Origin of the sequence: Nocardia sp. FBN12 (assembly GCF_050320175.1) — a bacterium.
GTDB lineage: Bacteria > Actinomycetota > Actinomycetes > Mycobacteriales > Mycobacteriaceae > Nocardia.
Genome location: NZ_CP190048.1, coordinates 2,716,352 through 2,729,434 on the forward strand (window position 1 = coordinate 2,716,352; position 13,083 = coordinate 2,729,434).

The following is a 13,083-nucleotide window of genomic DNA, read 5'->3' on the forward strand; positions in this document are numbered from 1 at the left end:
GTGTTCAGTGTCTACCGATTCGGGCACGCAGGCCACGGGCACGCAACGCGCGCATCATCCCCAGAGCCAGGCCTGCTTTACGGCGTGAATAGGGAAACCACAGCAGTTCCGACGGCGACTTCGCCACCGGCAACCGGTCGACCGTGACGGCTCGGGTACGGCAGTATTTGCGGATCCCGTACGCTCCCCCGAAACGAGCTCCGACACCGGACTGCTTCCAACCACCCATCGGCACAGCGAGATTGAACAGATTCACGTGCGCGTCGTTGATGTTCACCGTTCCGGCTTCCAGGCGACTCGCCACCCGCTCGCCACGGGCACGATCACCGGTCCACACCGTCGCCGACAAACCGTAGGCAGAGTCGTTGGCCAGCCGCACGGCTTCGTCCTCGTCGGCGACGCGAACGATCGGCAGCGTAGGCCCGAAGGTCTCCTCCGCGAGGCAACTCATACTGTGGTCGGTGTCGACGAGCACGGTGGGTTCGAAGAAGTTTCCCTGACCGGTCGCTGCGCCACCCACGACGACGCGGGCGCCGGCGGCGACCGCTTCATCGGTGTGCCGTCGCACGATTTCGACCTGTGCGGAATCGACCAAAGGTCCGATGTCGTACCGGAACTCACGATCATCGACGCCCATCCGAAGCTCGGCGACTATCGCGACGAGCCGCTGCACGAACTCGTCGTAGACCGCATCGACCACGTACACCCGCTCGATGGAGGTGCACATCTGTCCGGCGTTGAGCATGCCGCCGAACGCGATTCCCCGTGCGGCCCGGTCGAGATCGGCATCGGCGAGTACCAGGGCCGGGTCCTTGCCGCCCAATTCCAAGCTGTAGGGAATCATGCGGTCAACGCAGGCGTGCCCCACCGCCTTTCCGGTACGGGTGGAGCCGGTGAACTGCACGAAGTCGACGGCGTCGACCACCGCGGCACCGGTCGCGCCGCGCCCGGTGATCACCTCCAGCACCGGTGGCGCCCCGATCTCGGCCCAGCCGCGCGCAAGTTCCATCGCGCTCAACGGAGTCGCCTCCGAGGGCTTGATCACCACCGCTGCCCCGGCGAGCAGGGCGGGCACCGCATCGATGCCGGGCAACGCCAACGGATAGTTCCACGGCGTGATCACGCCGACCACGGGATAGGGGTGGTAGGTGACGGCGAGTTTCTTCGACATGTTCGCCGGAGAATGCGGGCGTGGATGCTCAGCAGCAAGGAATCGTGCGGCGTTCTCGGCGTAGTAGCCGATCACCTCGGCCACGAACATCGGTTCGATCTCCGCGTCGACGCGCGGCTTGGCAGTCTCGGCCTGCATGAGGTCGGCGATGTCGGCCGAATTGGCAAAGATCCAATCCTGCAGTCGCAGAAGCCATTCGACGCGTTCGGCGGGTGCGAGGGCAGCCCACGCCGGCTGTTCGGACCGCAGCCGCGCGACCGCCGCTTCGACCTGCGACGGATCAGTGTCGGCGACCGCGCCGACGATCCGGCCATCAGCGGGGTTGTGGACTTCGATCACGGTCGAGCTCCTCGGAGATGATGTTGGGCGGTAGCCCGGGTGCGGGTACACATCGACATGGTCAGCGGTACATGGCTTCGATCTCGGCGGCGTACTTCTGCGTGATGATCTTGCGTTTGAGTGACATCTTCGGGGTGAGTTCGTCACCGCCGGGTTCCCAGATCATCGGCAGCACAGTGTGTTTCTTGATCCGCTCCACCCGCGACAGGCGCTCGTTCGCGGCCGCGATGCCCGCCTCGATCGCCGCGACCACGTCGGGGTGAGTCGCCAGCGCCGCGGGTGTCGAGTCGGGCAGTGCATGGCGCTGCGCGTAGGCCGCGCAGGCGTCCGGGTCCAGGGTCAGCAGCGCCGTCACGTACTTGCGGTTGTCGCCGACAGCGATCACCGCGGCGACCAGCGGGCAGGAAACCCGCACCGCCCCTTCGATATTCGATGGCGACATGTTCTTGCCCGCCGCGTTGATGATGAGTTCCTTCTTGCGGTCGAGAATACGGACGTAGCCGTCGGCGTCGATGGAGCCGACGTCGCCGGTGTGCATCCAGCCCTCGGCATCGATCGCGGCGGCGGTCTGCTCCGGATCATCGCGGTAGCCGCGCATCACCAGGGGGCCCCGCACCAGCAGCTCCCCGTCGTCGGCGACGGCGACTTCGGTACCAGGTAGCGCTTGTCCGACCGTACTGAGCCGAATGGCGTCGGGCCGGTTGACGGTGGCTACCGCGGAGGTCTCGGTCATTCCCCAGGCTTCGCACACCGGAATACCGAGACCGATGATGAAGGTCATCGCCTCGGGCGCGATGGGGGACGCACCGGTGAGGGCACCGCGTACCCGGTCAAGCCCCATCCGTCGCCGCAGCGTGCTCAGCACCAGCCGTTCGGCTACTCGGTGCTGTATCCGTAGGCCGACGGGGACAGTTCGGCCGTCGGAGTCGCGGCGGGCCATCTCCTGGCCCACCCCCAACGCCCACGACACCAACGATCGTTTGACCGGATGTTCCTGGGCGACCAGCGTTTCCACTCCGGCCTTGATCTTGTACCAGATCGCGGGCACGGCGAGAAACAGCGTCGGCCGCAACTGCGGCATGGTGGCAACCAGTTGTTTGGGGTCGGCGACCGTGGTGACCTGAACGCCTTCGAGGAGATTGTTGTAATGGCAGAACGCCCGGTTCGCCAGGTGAGCGTCCGGCAGATACGAGATCACGGTGTCCTCGGGCCGCACGTCGAAAAGCGTCTTGACTGCCTGGAATTCGGCCAGCATGTTCGCGTGGGTGAGTTCCACCCCTTTGGGCGGGCCGGTGGTGCCGGATGTGTAGACGATGGTGAGCAGTGAGTCCGGGCCGACGGCGCGCCAGGTGGCGTCGAAATCGAAACCGGGCGATGCCAGGCCCGCCAAGTCGTCGAGGGTGAGAGTCCCTTCGGCCGGGCCGTCGACGCAGACGATGTGTTCGATGCGCCCGGCGACATCGGCGGCTCGAACAGTCTCGAGGAACTGCGACTCGGTGACGACGATCCGGCTGCCCGCGTTGGCCAGCAGGTGGGCGATCTGCTCGGCGGTGAAAGTGTTGTAGATCGAGAACGGTGTCGCCCCGGTGTGCAGGACCGCGGTATCGGCGAGATGGAATGCCGGGACATTGGTGAGCATGATGGCGACGGTGTCGCCTGCGGCGAGGCCGAGCGCCGACAGCCCGGTGGCGAGCTCACGGACCCGGTCGGCGTATTGCCCCCAGGTAATGGACACCGCGCCGTCGGGTCCGCGCAAGGCGATTCGGTCCGACATGCGTGCGGCGGTCGCCTGAAAGGCGGCGCACAGACTCTTCGGCTGCTCGGTCACAGCAAGTTCTCCATTCGTAGTGCGCCACCGGCGGCGATCGTTGCGGAACTCATTGCTGCCGTGCTTATTTCAGGCCGGTGCCAGTGCCGAAGTAGTTACCTGCCTCGACCCCCCAGGCAGCGAGAATGTCGGCAGGATCCGTGCCACGATGGTTCAGCGGCCGCGGCGTCGCGGTGGGCGTACGGTCGAACCGGGGCGCGGGTGCGGGCTGGCGCACGCCGCCGACGTCGATGAACGCCGACCGCGCGATATTGTGCGGATGGTCGTGGGCTTCCCATGGCGAAAGCACCGGGGAGACACAGGCATCGACGTCGGCGAAGATCTCGGCCCATTCGTCGCGGGTCTTCGTCCGGAATACGGCGGCCAGCCGCTCGCGCCAGGCCGGCCAGGTGGTCGGGTCGATCTGGAAACCCAGATCCTCGTCGTCGATCTCGAGTATCGCGGTCAGCTGGAAGAAGAACTCCGGCTCTACCGCACCGACCGCCATATGTTTGCCGTCCGAGGTCTCGTAGGTGTCGTAGTAGGCGGCACCACCATCGAGCATGTTGTCGCCGCGCTCGCGTTCCCACAGTCCGTCGGCCCGCAGACCGTGCAGGAAGGTCGACAGCAGGCTCGACCCGTCGACCATGGCCGCGTCGACCACCTGGCCGCGCCCCGAGCGCTCCCGCTCGTAGAGCGCCGACAGCACCCCGAAGGCCAACAGCATGCCGCCACCGGCGAAGTCGCCCATGATGTTGACCGGCGGCACCGGCCGCTCGCCGCGCCTGCCGATCAAGTCGAGCACCCCGGACAGACCGATGTAGTTGATGTCGTGCCCAGCGCGCGCCGCGAGCGGACCGTCTTGGCCCCACCCGGTCATTCGCCCGTAGATCAGTCGCGGGTTGAGCTGTAGCAGTTGCTCCGGGCCGATGCCCAGCCGTTCGGCGACACCCGGTCGATACCCCTCGAGAAACACATCCGCACCGGCCGCCAGCTCACGGATCAAGCCCGCACCTGCCTCGCTTTTGAGGTCGACCGTGATGCTTTCCTTACCGCGATCGAGCGGCCCCGGGGGCGGCGCGTAGCCGCTGGCTCGATCGATGCGCAGCACCTGCGCACCGAGATCGGCGAGCATCATCGCGCCGAACGGGACGGGAGCCAAGCCCGCCATCTCCAGTACCCGCAGGCCTTCGAGCGGTCCAGCGGAACCGCCTGCCACCTCTGAGGTTTCAACCGGCAAGATCATCAGACAGCACACCTCTGTTGGTAATTCATGCAGCGCGGACTCAGCTGTCCAGGCCGCGCGCGCGGGATTCGTAGGCACGGCGGGCGTCGACGTCGACGCCGTCGAGCATGACGTGCGTCATTCCCAGTCGACGCTGGAAGAATTCGGTCACCGGGCCGGGCAGAACCCGCCCCGCACCGACCAATAGACCGGCGAGTCGGGTGACCGCGACGCGCGGACGCGGATCGCAGATGAGCTCGGCGATGGCCTCGGCGATATCCTCGGGTTCCGCGTTCGGCACCAGTTTGGGGCCATGCGTGCCCGAGACCAGTTCGGTGTTGGTGAAAGACGGCAGCACCGCCGAGAATTCCAGCCCGGTGTCACGGTGCTCGATGCGCAGCGCATCGGTCAGCGACAGCGCCGCGGCCTTACTCGCGCAGTAGGTGACCAATCCCGGTGTCGGCGTCTCGGCGGCGAGGGAGGCGATGTTGATGATATGGCCGGTACCACGGACCAGCATGCGCTGCGCGGCCAGTTTGCTGCCCAGCGCCACACCGTAGATATTGATGTCGAGAATGCGTCGCGTCACCTGTTCGGATTCCTCGACGAATCGGCCGGCCGGCATGACGCCCGCGTTGTTGATCAGCACGTCCAGCGGCCCGAGCCGGCGTTCGACCTCGTCGAGGAAGGACGCGAACGACGCCGGGTCGGTGACATCGAGCCGCCCGAACACCTCGAGCCCGAGGTCGGATCCGGCCTTGTCGACCTGTGACTTGTCGATGTCGCCGATGGCGACCAGCGCACCGCGGTCGCGCAGCAGCCGCGCGGTCGCGTATCCGATCCCGCGCGCGCCGCCGGTGACCACCACGACCTTGCCAGAAATGTTTCCCGCCGAACTCATTTCGTCTCCCATTCGGTTCTTGCTGACTTGCCGATCGAATCCGGCCTGTCGATCACGGGTTGTTGCTCTGCGCAACAGCGGTATTCATGCGGTCCGGCGGGTGCCGGGATCGCAGTCGAGGATCATGCGCGCGACAGCGTTGGGCACGTCCAGTTGTGGACAGTGACCTACTCCGGGCAGGATCCGGACCATGGCCGACGGGAACCGACGCTGAGCGCGATGGGCGGCCGACGGCGGTATCAATTTGTCCCTGCTGCCGTGCACCAACAGGGTGGGCGGCAATTCTCCGTCCGGGTAGCCGGCATCGAACTCGCGCAGCAATGCCCGGCCGCTCGCGATCAAGCGGCCGATCGGCCTGGTCTGTGCGAAGAACTCGAGGAAGTGCGCGACGTCTTCGGCCGAATTCGGTCGGTCGCGCCCGTAGAGGAAGCGGTTGCCGACAGCCACCGCCGCACGGCTGCGGAACATGGCGGCGGGCACGCGGATTGCGGCGAGCAGCGGCTCGGGGGGCCCGAACCGGCCGACCGTGAACGTAGCCAGCGGGCGGTATCCGAAACCGGGAACATCGCACGGGACGGCCGCCAGCACGGGCAATTCCGGGTTCAGCGCCGCACGCAGCGTGAGTCCGGCACCCAGCGAGTTTCCACCCAGCACAACGCCTTCGGCGCCTGCCTGCGCTCGCACCAACGCGGCGACAAACGCATCAAGACGCGGCAGGACCAATTCGCCGGTCCGGCGTACATGCAACGGCGGGAGATCCACCGCCACCGCTCGACGTCCCACCTCAGCGAGACGTTCGAGCACTCCCCTCCACGTGTCGGCACGGTCGTAGGTCCCGTGCAGCAGCACGATCACCGGCCCGTCACCTGCGACAGCGAGCTGTCGTGTTCGTACACCGCCGTAGGTTTCGACCGATTCCGCTATTACATTCTGCCTGCTGCTGCCTGGCGCCATTGCCCTGCTCTCTGACTCGGTGACCGGGGCGACCCGGTGACTGACTGCGAATACCGCGTCCTCCGGCACCGCCTCGATGGCGGAGGACGCGGCTACTTCCACTCGCTAGGCGAGCAATCCCTTGGCGATGTGGGTCACCTGGATCTCGTTGGACCCGGCGTAGATCATCAGCGACTTGGCGTCACGCGCCAGCTGCTCGACCCGGTACTCGGTCATGTAGCCGTTGCCGCCGAACAACTGCACGGCGTCCATCGCGACCTCGGTGGCCGCTTCCGAGCAGTACATCTTCATGGCCGAAGCCTCGGCCAGCGACAGCTTGCCGCCGCGCTCGAGGGAGTTGAACACCATGTTCTGCACGTTGATGCGAGCAACTTCCATCTTGGCCAGCTTGAGCTGAACCAGCTGGAAACGGCCGATCTCCTGGCCCCACAGCTTGCGGCTCTTGGCGTAGTCGACCGAGAGGCGGTGGCACTCGTTGATGATGCCCAGCGCCATGAAGCCCACGCCGATGCGCTCGGTGGTGAAGCTGGAACGGGCGCTCTCGCGACCGTCGCCGCCCTTGTGCTCCTCGGTCTCACCGAGCAGCCGGTCCTTGGGCAGACGCACGTTGTCGAAGAACAGCTCACCGGTGGGCGAGGAGTTCAGACCCATCTTGTGGAAGCGCTTGCCCTGGGTGAGGCCTTCCATGCCCTTGTCGAGCACGAAGGTGAGCACCTTGCGGTCACGCTTGTCGACACCGGCGTCGCCCTCGTCGAGCTTCGCGTAAACCACCATCACGTCGGCGTCGGGGCCGTTGGTGATGAACGTCTTCTGGCCGTTGAGGATGTAGTCCTCGCCGTCGCGACGGACGTAGGTCTTCATGCCGCCGAAGGCATCCGAGCCGGAATCCGGTTCGGTGATGGCCCACGCCGCGACCTTGCGCATGGTGACGACGTCGAGCAGCCAGCGCTCCTTCTGCGCCAGGGTGCCGCGCGACATGATCGTGGTGGCACCGAGGCCCAGGCTCACGCCCATCGCGGTGACCAGACCCATGCAGACGCCGGACAGCTCGCTGACCAGCACAGCACCCATGGAAGCCTGACCGCCGAAGGGATCGCCACCGCCTGACTTCTTCTTCGGCTTCTCCGGCTGCGGCTCACCCGCGGCGATGGAGTCGGCTTTGGCCCGCTGCTTGGTCAGCATCTTGCCGACCATCTCCTCGGCCATCGCGTCGATGCCGAACTCGCTGAACATCTTCCGGATCACCGGGTAGGGGGACATTTCCCCGCTCTCGAGCGAATCCACGTTCGGGCGGACTTCCTTGTCGATGAACTCGCGCAGTGCGTCACGAATCATGACATCGGTCTCGGACCATTCGAACATCGTTGTTCTCCTACGATTCAGGGCAGACGCGACGCGATGTCGTCGATCTGCCAGGGGCCGTCGGCTTCGATCGTCTTCACGTCGTGCCAGCCGGCGAGTTCGGAAATCGCGCCACCCTGAACGGCGTACACCTTGCCGGTGATCGCGCATTTCTCGGAGGCGAGGTAGGCCACCAGCGGGGAGATGTTGGCGGGGCTGAACGCGTCGAAGCCACCCTCGGCCTCGGCATCCTCGGCCTCGGCGGCCATCATCTCGCCCATGCCGGGGGTGGCCAGGGTGAGGCGGGTACGCGCGATCGGGGCGATCGCGTTGACGCGCACGCCGTAGCGGCCCAGCTCTTCCGCGGCGACCTGGGTCAGCGCGGCGATGCCCGCCTTGGCCGCGCCGTAGTTGCCCTGACCAGCGTTGGGCACGGTGACACCGGAGGCCGACGCGGTGTTGACCACCGCGGCGTTGGGCTGGTTGCCCGCCTTGCTCTGTTCCTTCCAGTACGCGGCCGCATGGTGCATGACCGCCGCGTGTCCCTTCAGGTGCACGGCGACGACGGAATCCCACTGGGACTCCTCCATGCCGGCGATGAACGCGTCACGCAGGATGCCCGCGTTGTTGACGACCACGTCGAGGCCGCCGAGCTCCGAGATCGCCTGCGCGATCAGGTTCTGCGCGCCCGACCAGGTCGCGATGTTGTCGGTGTTGGCGACAGCCTTGCCACCGGCGGCGATGATCTCGTTCGCCACTTCCTGCGCGGGGCCTGCGTCGGCGCCGTCGCCGGAGTTGCTGCCGCCGAGGTCGTTGACCACTACCGCCGCGCCTTCCTTGGCGAACAGCAGAGCGTGCTCACGCCCGATGCCGCGGCCCGCGCCGGTGACGACGGCGACCTTTCCTTCGAATGCACCCATGTGCGTCTGCTCCTGTTGGTATACCCCTCGGTCCGGATGGCCGAAGCGACCCGGACCGAGGGCGACTTCTGCTGAATGATGTTCCAGCGCAACGGCTTGCGACTACTGACTGTCGGCGATCTCCGCGCGACCGTCCTTGAGGACCACGTCGTCGCCGACGCGGGTCTCGAACTGGTAGCTGGTGACACCGTTGTCGGTGCCGAGCTGCCAGATCGTCGTCTCGATGTCCTGGCCGGGCAGAACCGGCTTGGAGAATCGGACCGCGAGCCGCTTCAACCGGCTGGTGTCGCCGTCGGCGAGCTCGGTCAGCAAGCCCCAGGACGCGAACGCCATGGTGCACAGACCGTGCGCGATGATGCCGGGCAGGCCGGCGTCCTTGGCGACCTCTTCGTCCAGGTGCAGCGGCACCGGGTCGCCGGAGGCCGGGGCGTAGCGGAAGGTCTGGTCGTCGTCGACGTGCTGGACAACCTTGGCGACCGGAGCCTGCGCTCGCACGTCCTCGTCGAACTTGTGGCCGGGGCCCAGTTCACCGACCGTGCGGCCGTTGCTGGCATCGGCACCCCGGAAGAACATGGTGACGTACTGGTGGTTGACCAGTTCGCCGTCCTCGCCACGGCATTCGACGTACACGACCGCGCGGGTGCCGTTCGAAAGGCCCTCGTAGCCGACCATCTTCGCGTGCGAGACCAGCGTCTCGCCCGGCTCGATCAGGCGGTGGAAGTGGAAGTCCTGCTCACCGTGCAGACCACGGCCGAAGATCTCCAACGGCACCACCTCGACGGCCGGGTCGATCATCGAGTCGAAGACCGGCACGATGGCGAACACGGGCGAACCGTGGTCACCGGCGAGGTGCGCCGGGATGGGATCGTTGGTGGCCGCGGCGTATTCGGCGATCCGTTCGCGGGTTACCGCGAAGCTGTCGTCATCGCTCCAGACGTTCAGACCTTCGTCGTTGAATTCCAGTTCGGCCATGAGGGCTTCTCCTTCGGGCTTCGCTGAATCAGACAGTCGCGGCAATCGTGTCGAGCGCCTCGAGCGACTTGTCGAGCTGCTTGCGGCCGTCCTTCTCCACGGCCTTGCCCAGCGCACCCTTGATGAGGGCGCCCTCGAAGTCACCCTCGACGAGAACGGTGGAGCCGCCCTCGGGGTTGGCGTTGATGTTGAAGGTGAAGTTGGTCTTCACGCCGGCCATACCCGTGCCGTTGAGGACCATCTTGTTCGGGGCATCGAGGGAGGCGACGGTCCACTCCAGCTTGTTCGCCATGCCGAGCATGGTGATCTTGGCGGTCAGCTTGGCGCCCTCGGCCAGGGTGGCGGCCGGCTCATCGATCCAGCGCTCGTGAATGGAGAACCACTTGTCCCAGGTGCTGGTGTCGGAAACGACGGCCCACAGCGCCTCGGGGGTGGCGTTGACGTTCTTGGTGGCTTCGATGTGTCCCATGGTTGAACTCCTCGTCGAGTGTTGTGAAAGGGAAAGGAAGAATCAGCGATCGGCGCGCTGGTATGCGGTGACCACCGCGGCGCCACCGAGGCCGATGTTGTGCTGCAGCGCGGCGGTGACGTTGTCGACCTGACGCTTGTCGGCGGTGCCGCGCAGCTGCCAGGTGAGCTCGGAGCACTGCGCGAGGCCGGTGGCGCCCAGCGGGTGGCCCTTGGAGATCAGACCGCCGGAGGGGTTGACAACCCATTTACCCCCGTAGGTGGTCTGGTTGTCGTCGATCAGCTTGCCTGCTTCGCCCTCGGGGCACAGACCGAGCGCCTCGTAGGTGAGCAGCTCGTTGGCCGAGAAGCAGTCGTGCAGCTCGATGACCTGGAAGTCCTCGGCGCCGAGACCGGCCTGCTCGTAGACCTGACGCGCGGCCTGGGCACTCATGTCGTAACCGACCAGGTTCTTGGCCGAACCGTCGAAGGTGGACGCGAAGTCGGTGGTCATCGACTGGCCGACGATCTCGACCGCCTGAGCGGCCAGGTTGTGCTTGTCCACGAAGGCCTCGCTGGCCAGGATGGCCGCGCCGGAACCGTCGGAGGTGGGCGAGCACTGCAGCTTGGTGAGCGGGTCGTAGATCATCCGCGCATTGCTGATGTCCTCGAGCGAGTAGGCGTCCTGGAACTGCGAGTACGGGTTGTTGACCGAGTGCAGGTGGTTCTTGTAACCGATTTTGGCGAAGTGTTCGGCGGTGGTGCCGTACTGCTTCATGTGCTCACGACCGGCCGCACCGAACATCCAGGGCGCGACGGGGAACAGCACCTCGGAGATCTCGGCGAGTGCGAGGATGTGGCGACCCATCGGCTGCTCACGGTCGTCCCAGATGGAGCCGAGCGAGCCCGGCTGCATCTTCTCGAAGCCCAGCGCCAGCGTGCAGTCCGCCAGTCCGCCACGGATCGCCTGCGCCGCGAGGTACAGCGCGGTGGAGCCGGTGGAACAGTTGTTGTTGACGTTGACGGCCGGGATGCCGGTCATGCCGAGCTCGTAGATCGCGCGCTGTCCGGCGGTGGACTCACCGAAGACGTAGCCCACGTATGCCTGCTGCACTTCGCGGTAGTCGATACCGGCGTCGGCGAGAGCCTTGGTCCCCGATTCGCGGGCCATGTCCGGGTAGTCCCAGTCGCTGCCGTCGTCGTTCTTGCGGCGGCCCGGCTTCTCGAACTTCGTCATGCCGACACCGACGACGTAGACCTTGTTCGTCATCGAACTCCTCACATCAGGCCGCACGCCTGCCTTTGCCTGCGGCATGTTCCGATCCGTATCGATCGAACTTTGCAAAACATACAGCGCTGCACGCATGTAAACAACCCCGAACACGGCCGTCTTCAGATCCGATGACAAATCTCCTGGTCAGTATGGGTATTGAAGATACATTCCAGTGTGTATGTAACAGCGACAAGCGTCATTGGCGACGTCGTGGATGTCGGCGTCAGTCGGCCGCGGGCCGTCCCGACAACGCTGCCTCGGCGGCATCGTGCAGGTGGCGGCAAGCGCGCAGCCACCGTCGGTGCGCACGGTCGGGATCGTCGTCGACGAACGCGGAGAGAAGGATGCCACGCAGCGCGTCCATCGCCGTGTACAGGAAGGCCTCGGCGTCCTTGCGATCCACTTCATCCGGGGTGTAGCGACTCAAGCCCATCAGCACCGCGTTGTTGACGAACGGCTCGACCTTCTTCAGTTCCGTCGCCAACGCCGGATCGGTCCGGCTGGCAACCCACAGCTCCACCGAGGCGATGAACAGCGGACCCTGATGCAATTCCCACAGAAAGTCCAGCACGCCCGCGACAGAATCGGACGAGACCTGGATCCGCCCCAGCTCCTGCATGGCAGCCTCGATGCGCCGTTGCGCGAGACGGCTGATCGCCGCGGTCATCAACTCGGCCTTGGAACCGAAGTGATGAACCTGCGCGCCACGGGTCACCCCGGCGCGCTGGGCGATCCGCGGGGTGGTGGCACCGGCGTAGCCGAATTCGACCAGGCAATCGATCGTGGCGTCCTGCAGCCGGGTACGCATTTCCTGGCTGCGCTGCTCCTGGGTGCGGCGAGGAGCCCCGGACATTGTCGATCCCGTCATAGATCCAGCATAGGGAACCTCATCGGTCGGACCTCGGGCAACGTCAGCCCCGCCGAGTCACTTCCAGCAGGTCTACGTCAGTCCAGGACGGTGATTCGCGCGCCGGCGCGGAGCAGCTCACTGGCGGTGAGCCCGCACATGGTGTGGAAAGTGTCGCTGAAGTGCGAAGGGCTGGCGAATCCGGCGTCGACCGCCGCGGTGGTGAAGTCGGCACCTTTGGCGACTGCACGGCCGACGGCGAGCATGCGCGCCCAGACACGATAGCGACGGAAGGTGGTGCCGGCATGCTCGGAGAACAGGTGTAGTAGCCGAGATTTCGACAGATGTACTTCGGCGGCGAGTTCGCCCGCGGTGATCGATCGAGTCGGGTGAGCGCGCACGATCGCGGTCGCAGCGGCAATCCTGGGATCGAGTGGGATCTGCCGGGGACCGCAGGCAACGTCCATCACCTCGGCCGGGTCCATGTCCGTTCGGTCGGCGAGGCGGATCAAAGCGGCTTCGCGGTGGTGGTCGACGCCGAACTCGTTCGCGCGATCGGTCATTTGGTCCCAGCATGCCGGTACGCGCGGCGACCCGGGGTCGATGTAGCAGAACAGCATTCGGGTCTCCTGCGCGACTACCTGGTGGAGCGTGCGTGGGGGAATCAACGCGCTGCGAACGGTGCGCCGACCGAACGAATCGGCGTGCAGGGTGAACGGGGCATCGACGCCGACTGCGAGGCAGTGCACCGACCCGGAATGGCGGTCAAGCCGCAGCGAAGGCCCGCGGTAGACGGCGTGGCCGATCCACAACCACACCTCCGCGCTCGCTGCTGCCGGGTAGCACGTTTCTGGAAGCGGTCGCTGACCCATGCCCGCCATGCTTG

General features: G+C 66.0%; 12 protein-coding genes. All 12 read right to left on the reverse strand.

The genetic code is table 11. The features are described from left to right. Positions 1-4: 4 nt before the first annotated feature. The 12 genes from ACQHI0_RS13175 to ACQHI0_RS13230 all read right to left on the reverse strand — a co-directional run bounded on the left by ACQHI0_RS13175 (position 5) and on the right by ACQHI0_RS13230 (position 13,069). Positions 5-1,507 (reverse strand): aldehyde dehydrogenase family protein, encoded by a 1,503-nt coding sequence (locus ACQHI0_RS13175; RefSeq protein WP_427909154.1) that lies wholly within the window; start codon positions 1,505-1,507, stop codon positions 5-7. Between the two features lie 64 nt (positions 1,508-1,571). Next, entirely contained in the window at positions 1,572-3,338 is a 1,767-nt protein-coding gene (locus ACQHI0_RS13180; protein ID WP_427908220.1) for an AMP-dependent synthetase/ligase, read from the reverse strand. A gap of 64 nt (positions 3,339-3,402) precedes the next feature. After that, on the reverse strand, positions 3,403-4,563 hold the full coding sequence (locus ACQHI0_RS13185) for a CaiB/BaiF CoA transferase family protein (RefSeq protein ID WP_427908221.1): 1,161 nt from the start codon (positions 4,561-4,563) through the stop codon (positions 3,403-3,405). Between the two features lie 40 nt (positions 4,564-4,603). Continuing rightward, entirely contained in the window at positions 4,604-5,455 is an 852-nt protein-coding gene (locus ACQHI0_RS13190) for an SDR family oxidoreductase (RefSeq protein ID WP_427908222.1), read from the reverse strand. Positions 5,456-5,527: 72 nt separating this feature from the next. After that, a complete protein-coding gene (locus ACQHI0_RS13195) occupies positions 5,528-6,298 on the reverse strand; it encodes an alpha/beta fold hydrolase (RefSeq protein ID WP_427908223.1) in 771 nt (256 codons plus the stop codon). Positions 6,299-6,502: 204 nt separating this feature from the next. After that, entirely contained in the window at positions 6,503-7,759 is a 1,257-nt protein-coding gene (locus ACQHI0_RS13200; protein ID WP_427908224.1) for an acyl-CoA dehydrogenase family protein, read from the reverse strand. Between the two features lie 17 nt (positions 7,760-7,776). Then, positions 7,777-8,658, reverse strand: a complete 882-nt coding sequence (locus ACQHI0_RS13205) for an SDR family oxidoreductase (protein ID WP_427908225.1) — start codon at positions 8,656-8,658, stop codon at positions 7,777-7,779. 102 nt (positions 8,659-8,760) lie between these two features. Beyond that, complete coding sequence (locus ACQHI0_RS13210) at positions 8,761-9,630, reverse strand: MaoC/PaaZ C-terminal domain-containing protein (RefSeq protein WP_427908226.1); 870 nt, start codon at positions 9,628-9,630, stop codon at positions 8,761-8,763. 28 nt (positions 9,631-9,658) lie between these two features. Continuing rightward, entirely contained in the window at positions 9,659-10,099 is a 441-nt protein-coding gene (locus ACQHI0_RS13215) for a type II toxin-antitoxin system Rv0910 family toxin (protein WP_427908227.1), read from the reverse strand. A gap of 42 nt (positions 10,100-10,141) precedes the next feature. Beyond that, on the reverse strand, positions 10,142-11,347 hold the full coding sequence (locus ACQHI0_RS13220; RefSeq protein ID WP_427908228.1) for a lipid-transfer protein: 1,206 nt from the start codon (positions 11,345-11,347) through the stop codon (positions 10,142-10,144). Positions 11,348-11,573: 226 nt separating this feature from the next. Further along, positions 11,574-12,218 carry a TetR/AcrR family transcriptional regulator gene (locus ACQHI0_RS13225; protein WP_427908229.1) on the reverse strand — a complete coding sequence of 215 codons (645 nt, stop codon included), beginning with the start codon at positions 12,216-12,218 and terminating at the stop codon, positions 11,574-11,576. 77 nt (positions 12,219-12,295) lie between these two features. Then, positions 12,296-13,069 (reverse strand): helix-turn-helix domain-containing protein, encoded by a 774-nt coding sequence (locus ACQHI0_RS13230; RefSeq protein ID WP_427908230.1) that lies wholly within the window; start codon positions 13,067-13,069, stop codon positions 12,296-12,298. Positions 13,070-13,083: the final 14 nt, after the last annotated feature.

Excerpts from the sequence above, each read along its gene's own strand:
- ACQHI0_RS13230 (WP_427908230.1), bottom strand. The coding sequence starts at position 13,069 with ATGGGTCAGCGACCGCTTCCAGAAACGTGCTACCCGGCAGCAGCGAGC.
- ACQHI0_RS13190 (WP_427908222.1), bottom strand. The coding sequence starts at position 5,455 with ATGGGAGACGAAATGAGTTCGGCGGGAAACATTTCTGGCAAGGTCGTG.
- ACQHI0_RS13210 (WP_427908226.1), bottom strand. The coding sequence starts at position 9,630 with ATGGCCGAACTGGAATTCAACGACGAAGGTCTGAACGTCTGGAGCGAT.
- ACQHI0_RS13215 (WP_427908227.1), bottom strand. The coding sequence starts at position 10,099 with ATGGGACACATCGAAGCCACCAAGAACGTCAACGCCACCCCCGAGGCG.
- ACQHI0_RS13200 (WP_427908224.1), bottom strand. The coding sequence starts at position 7,759 with ATGTTCGAATGGTCCGAGACCGATGTCATGATTCGTGACGCACTGCGC.
- ACQHI0_RS13185 (WP_427908221.1), bottom strand. The coding sequence starts at position 4,563 with ATGATCTTGCCGGTTGAAACCTCAGAGGTGGCAGGCGGTTCCGCTGGA.
- ACQHI0_RS13205 (WP_427908225.1), bottom strand. The coding sequence starts at position 8,658 with ATGGGTGCATTCGAAGGAAAGGTCGCCGTCGTCACCGGCGCGGGCCGC.
- ACQHI0_RS13220 (WP_427908228.1), bottom strand. The coding sequence starts at position 11,347 with ATGACGAACAAGGTCTACGTCGTCGGTGTCGGCATGACGAAGTTCGAG.
- ACQHI0_RS13225 (WP_427908229.1), bottom strand. The coding sequence starts at position 12,218 with ATGACGGGATCGACAATGTCCGGGGCTCCTCGCCGCACCCAGGAGCAG.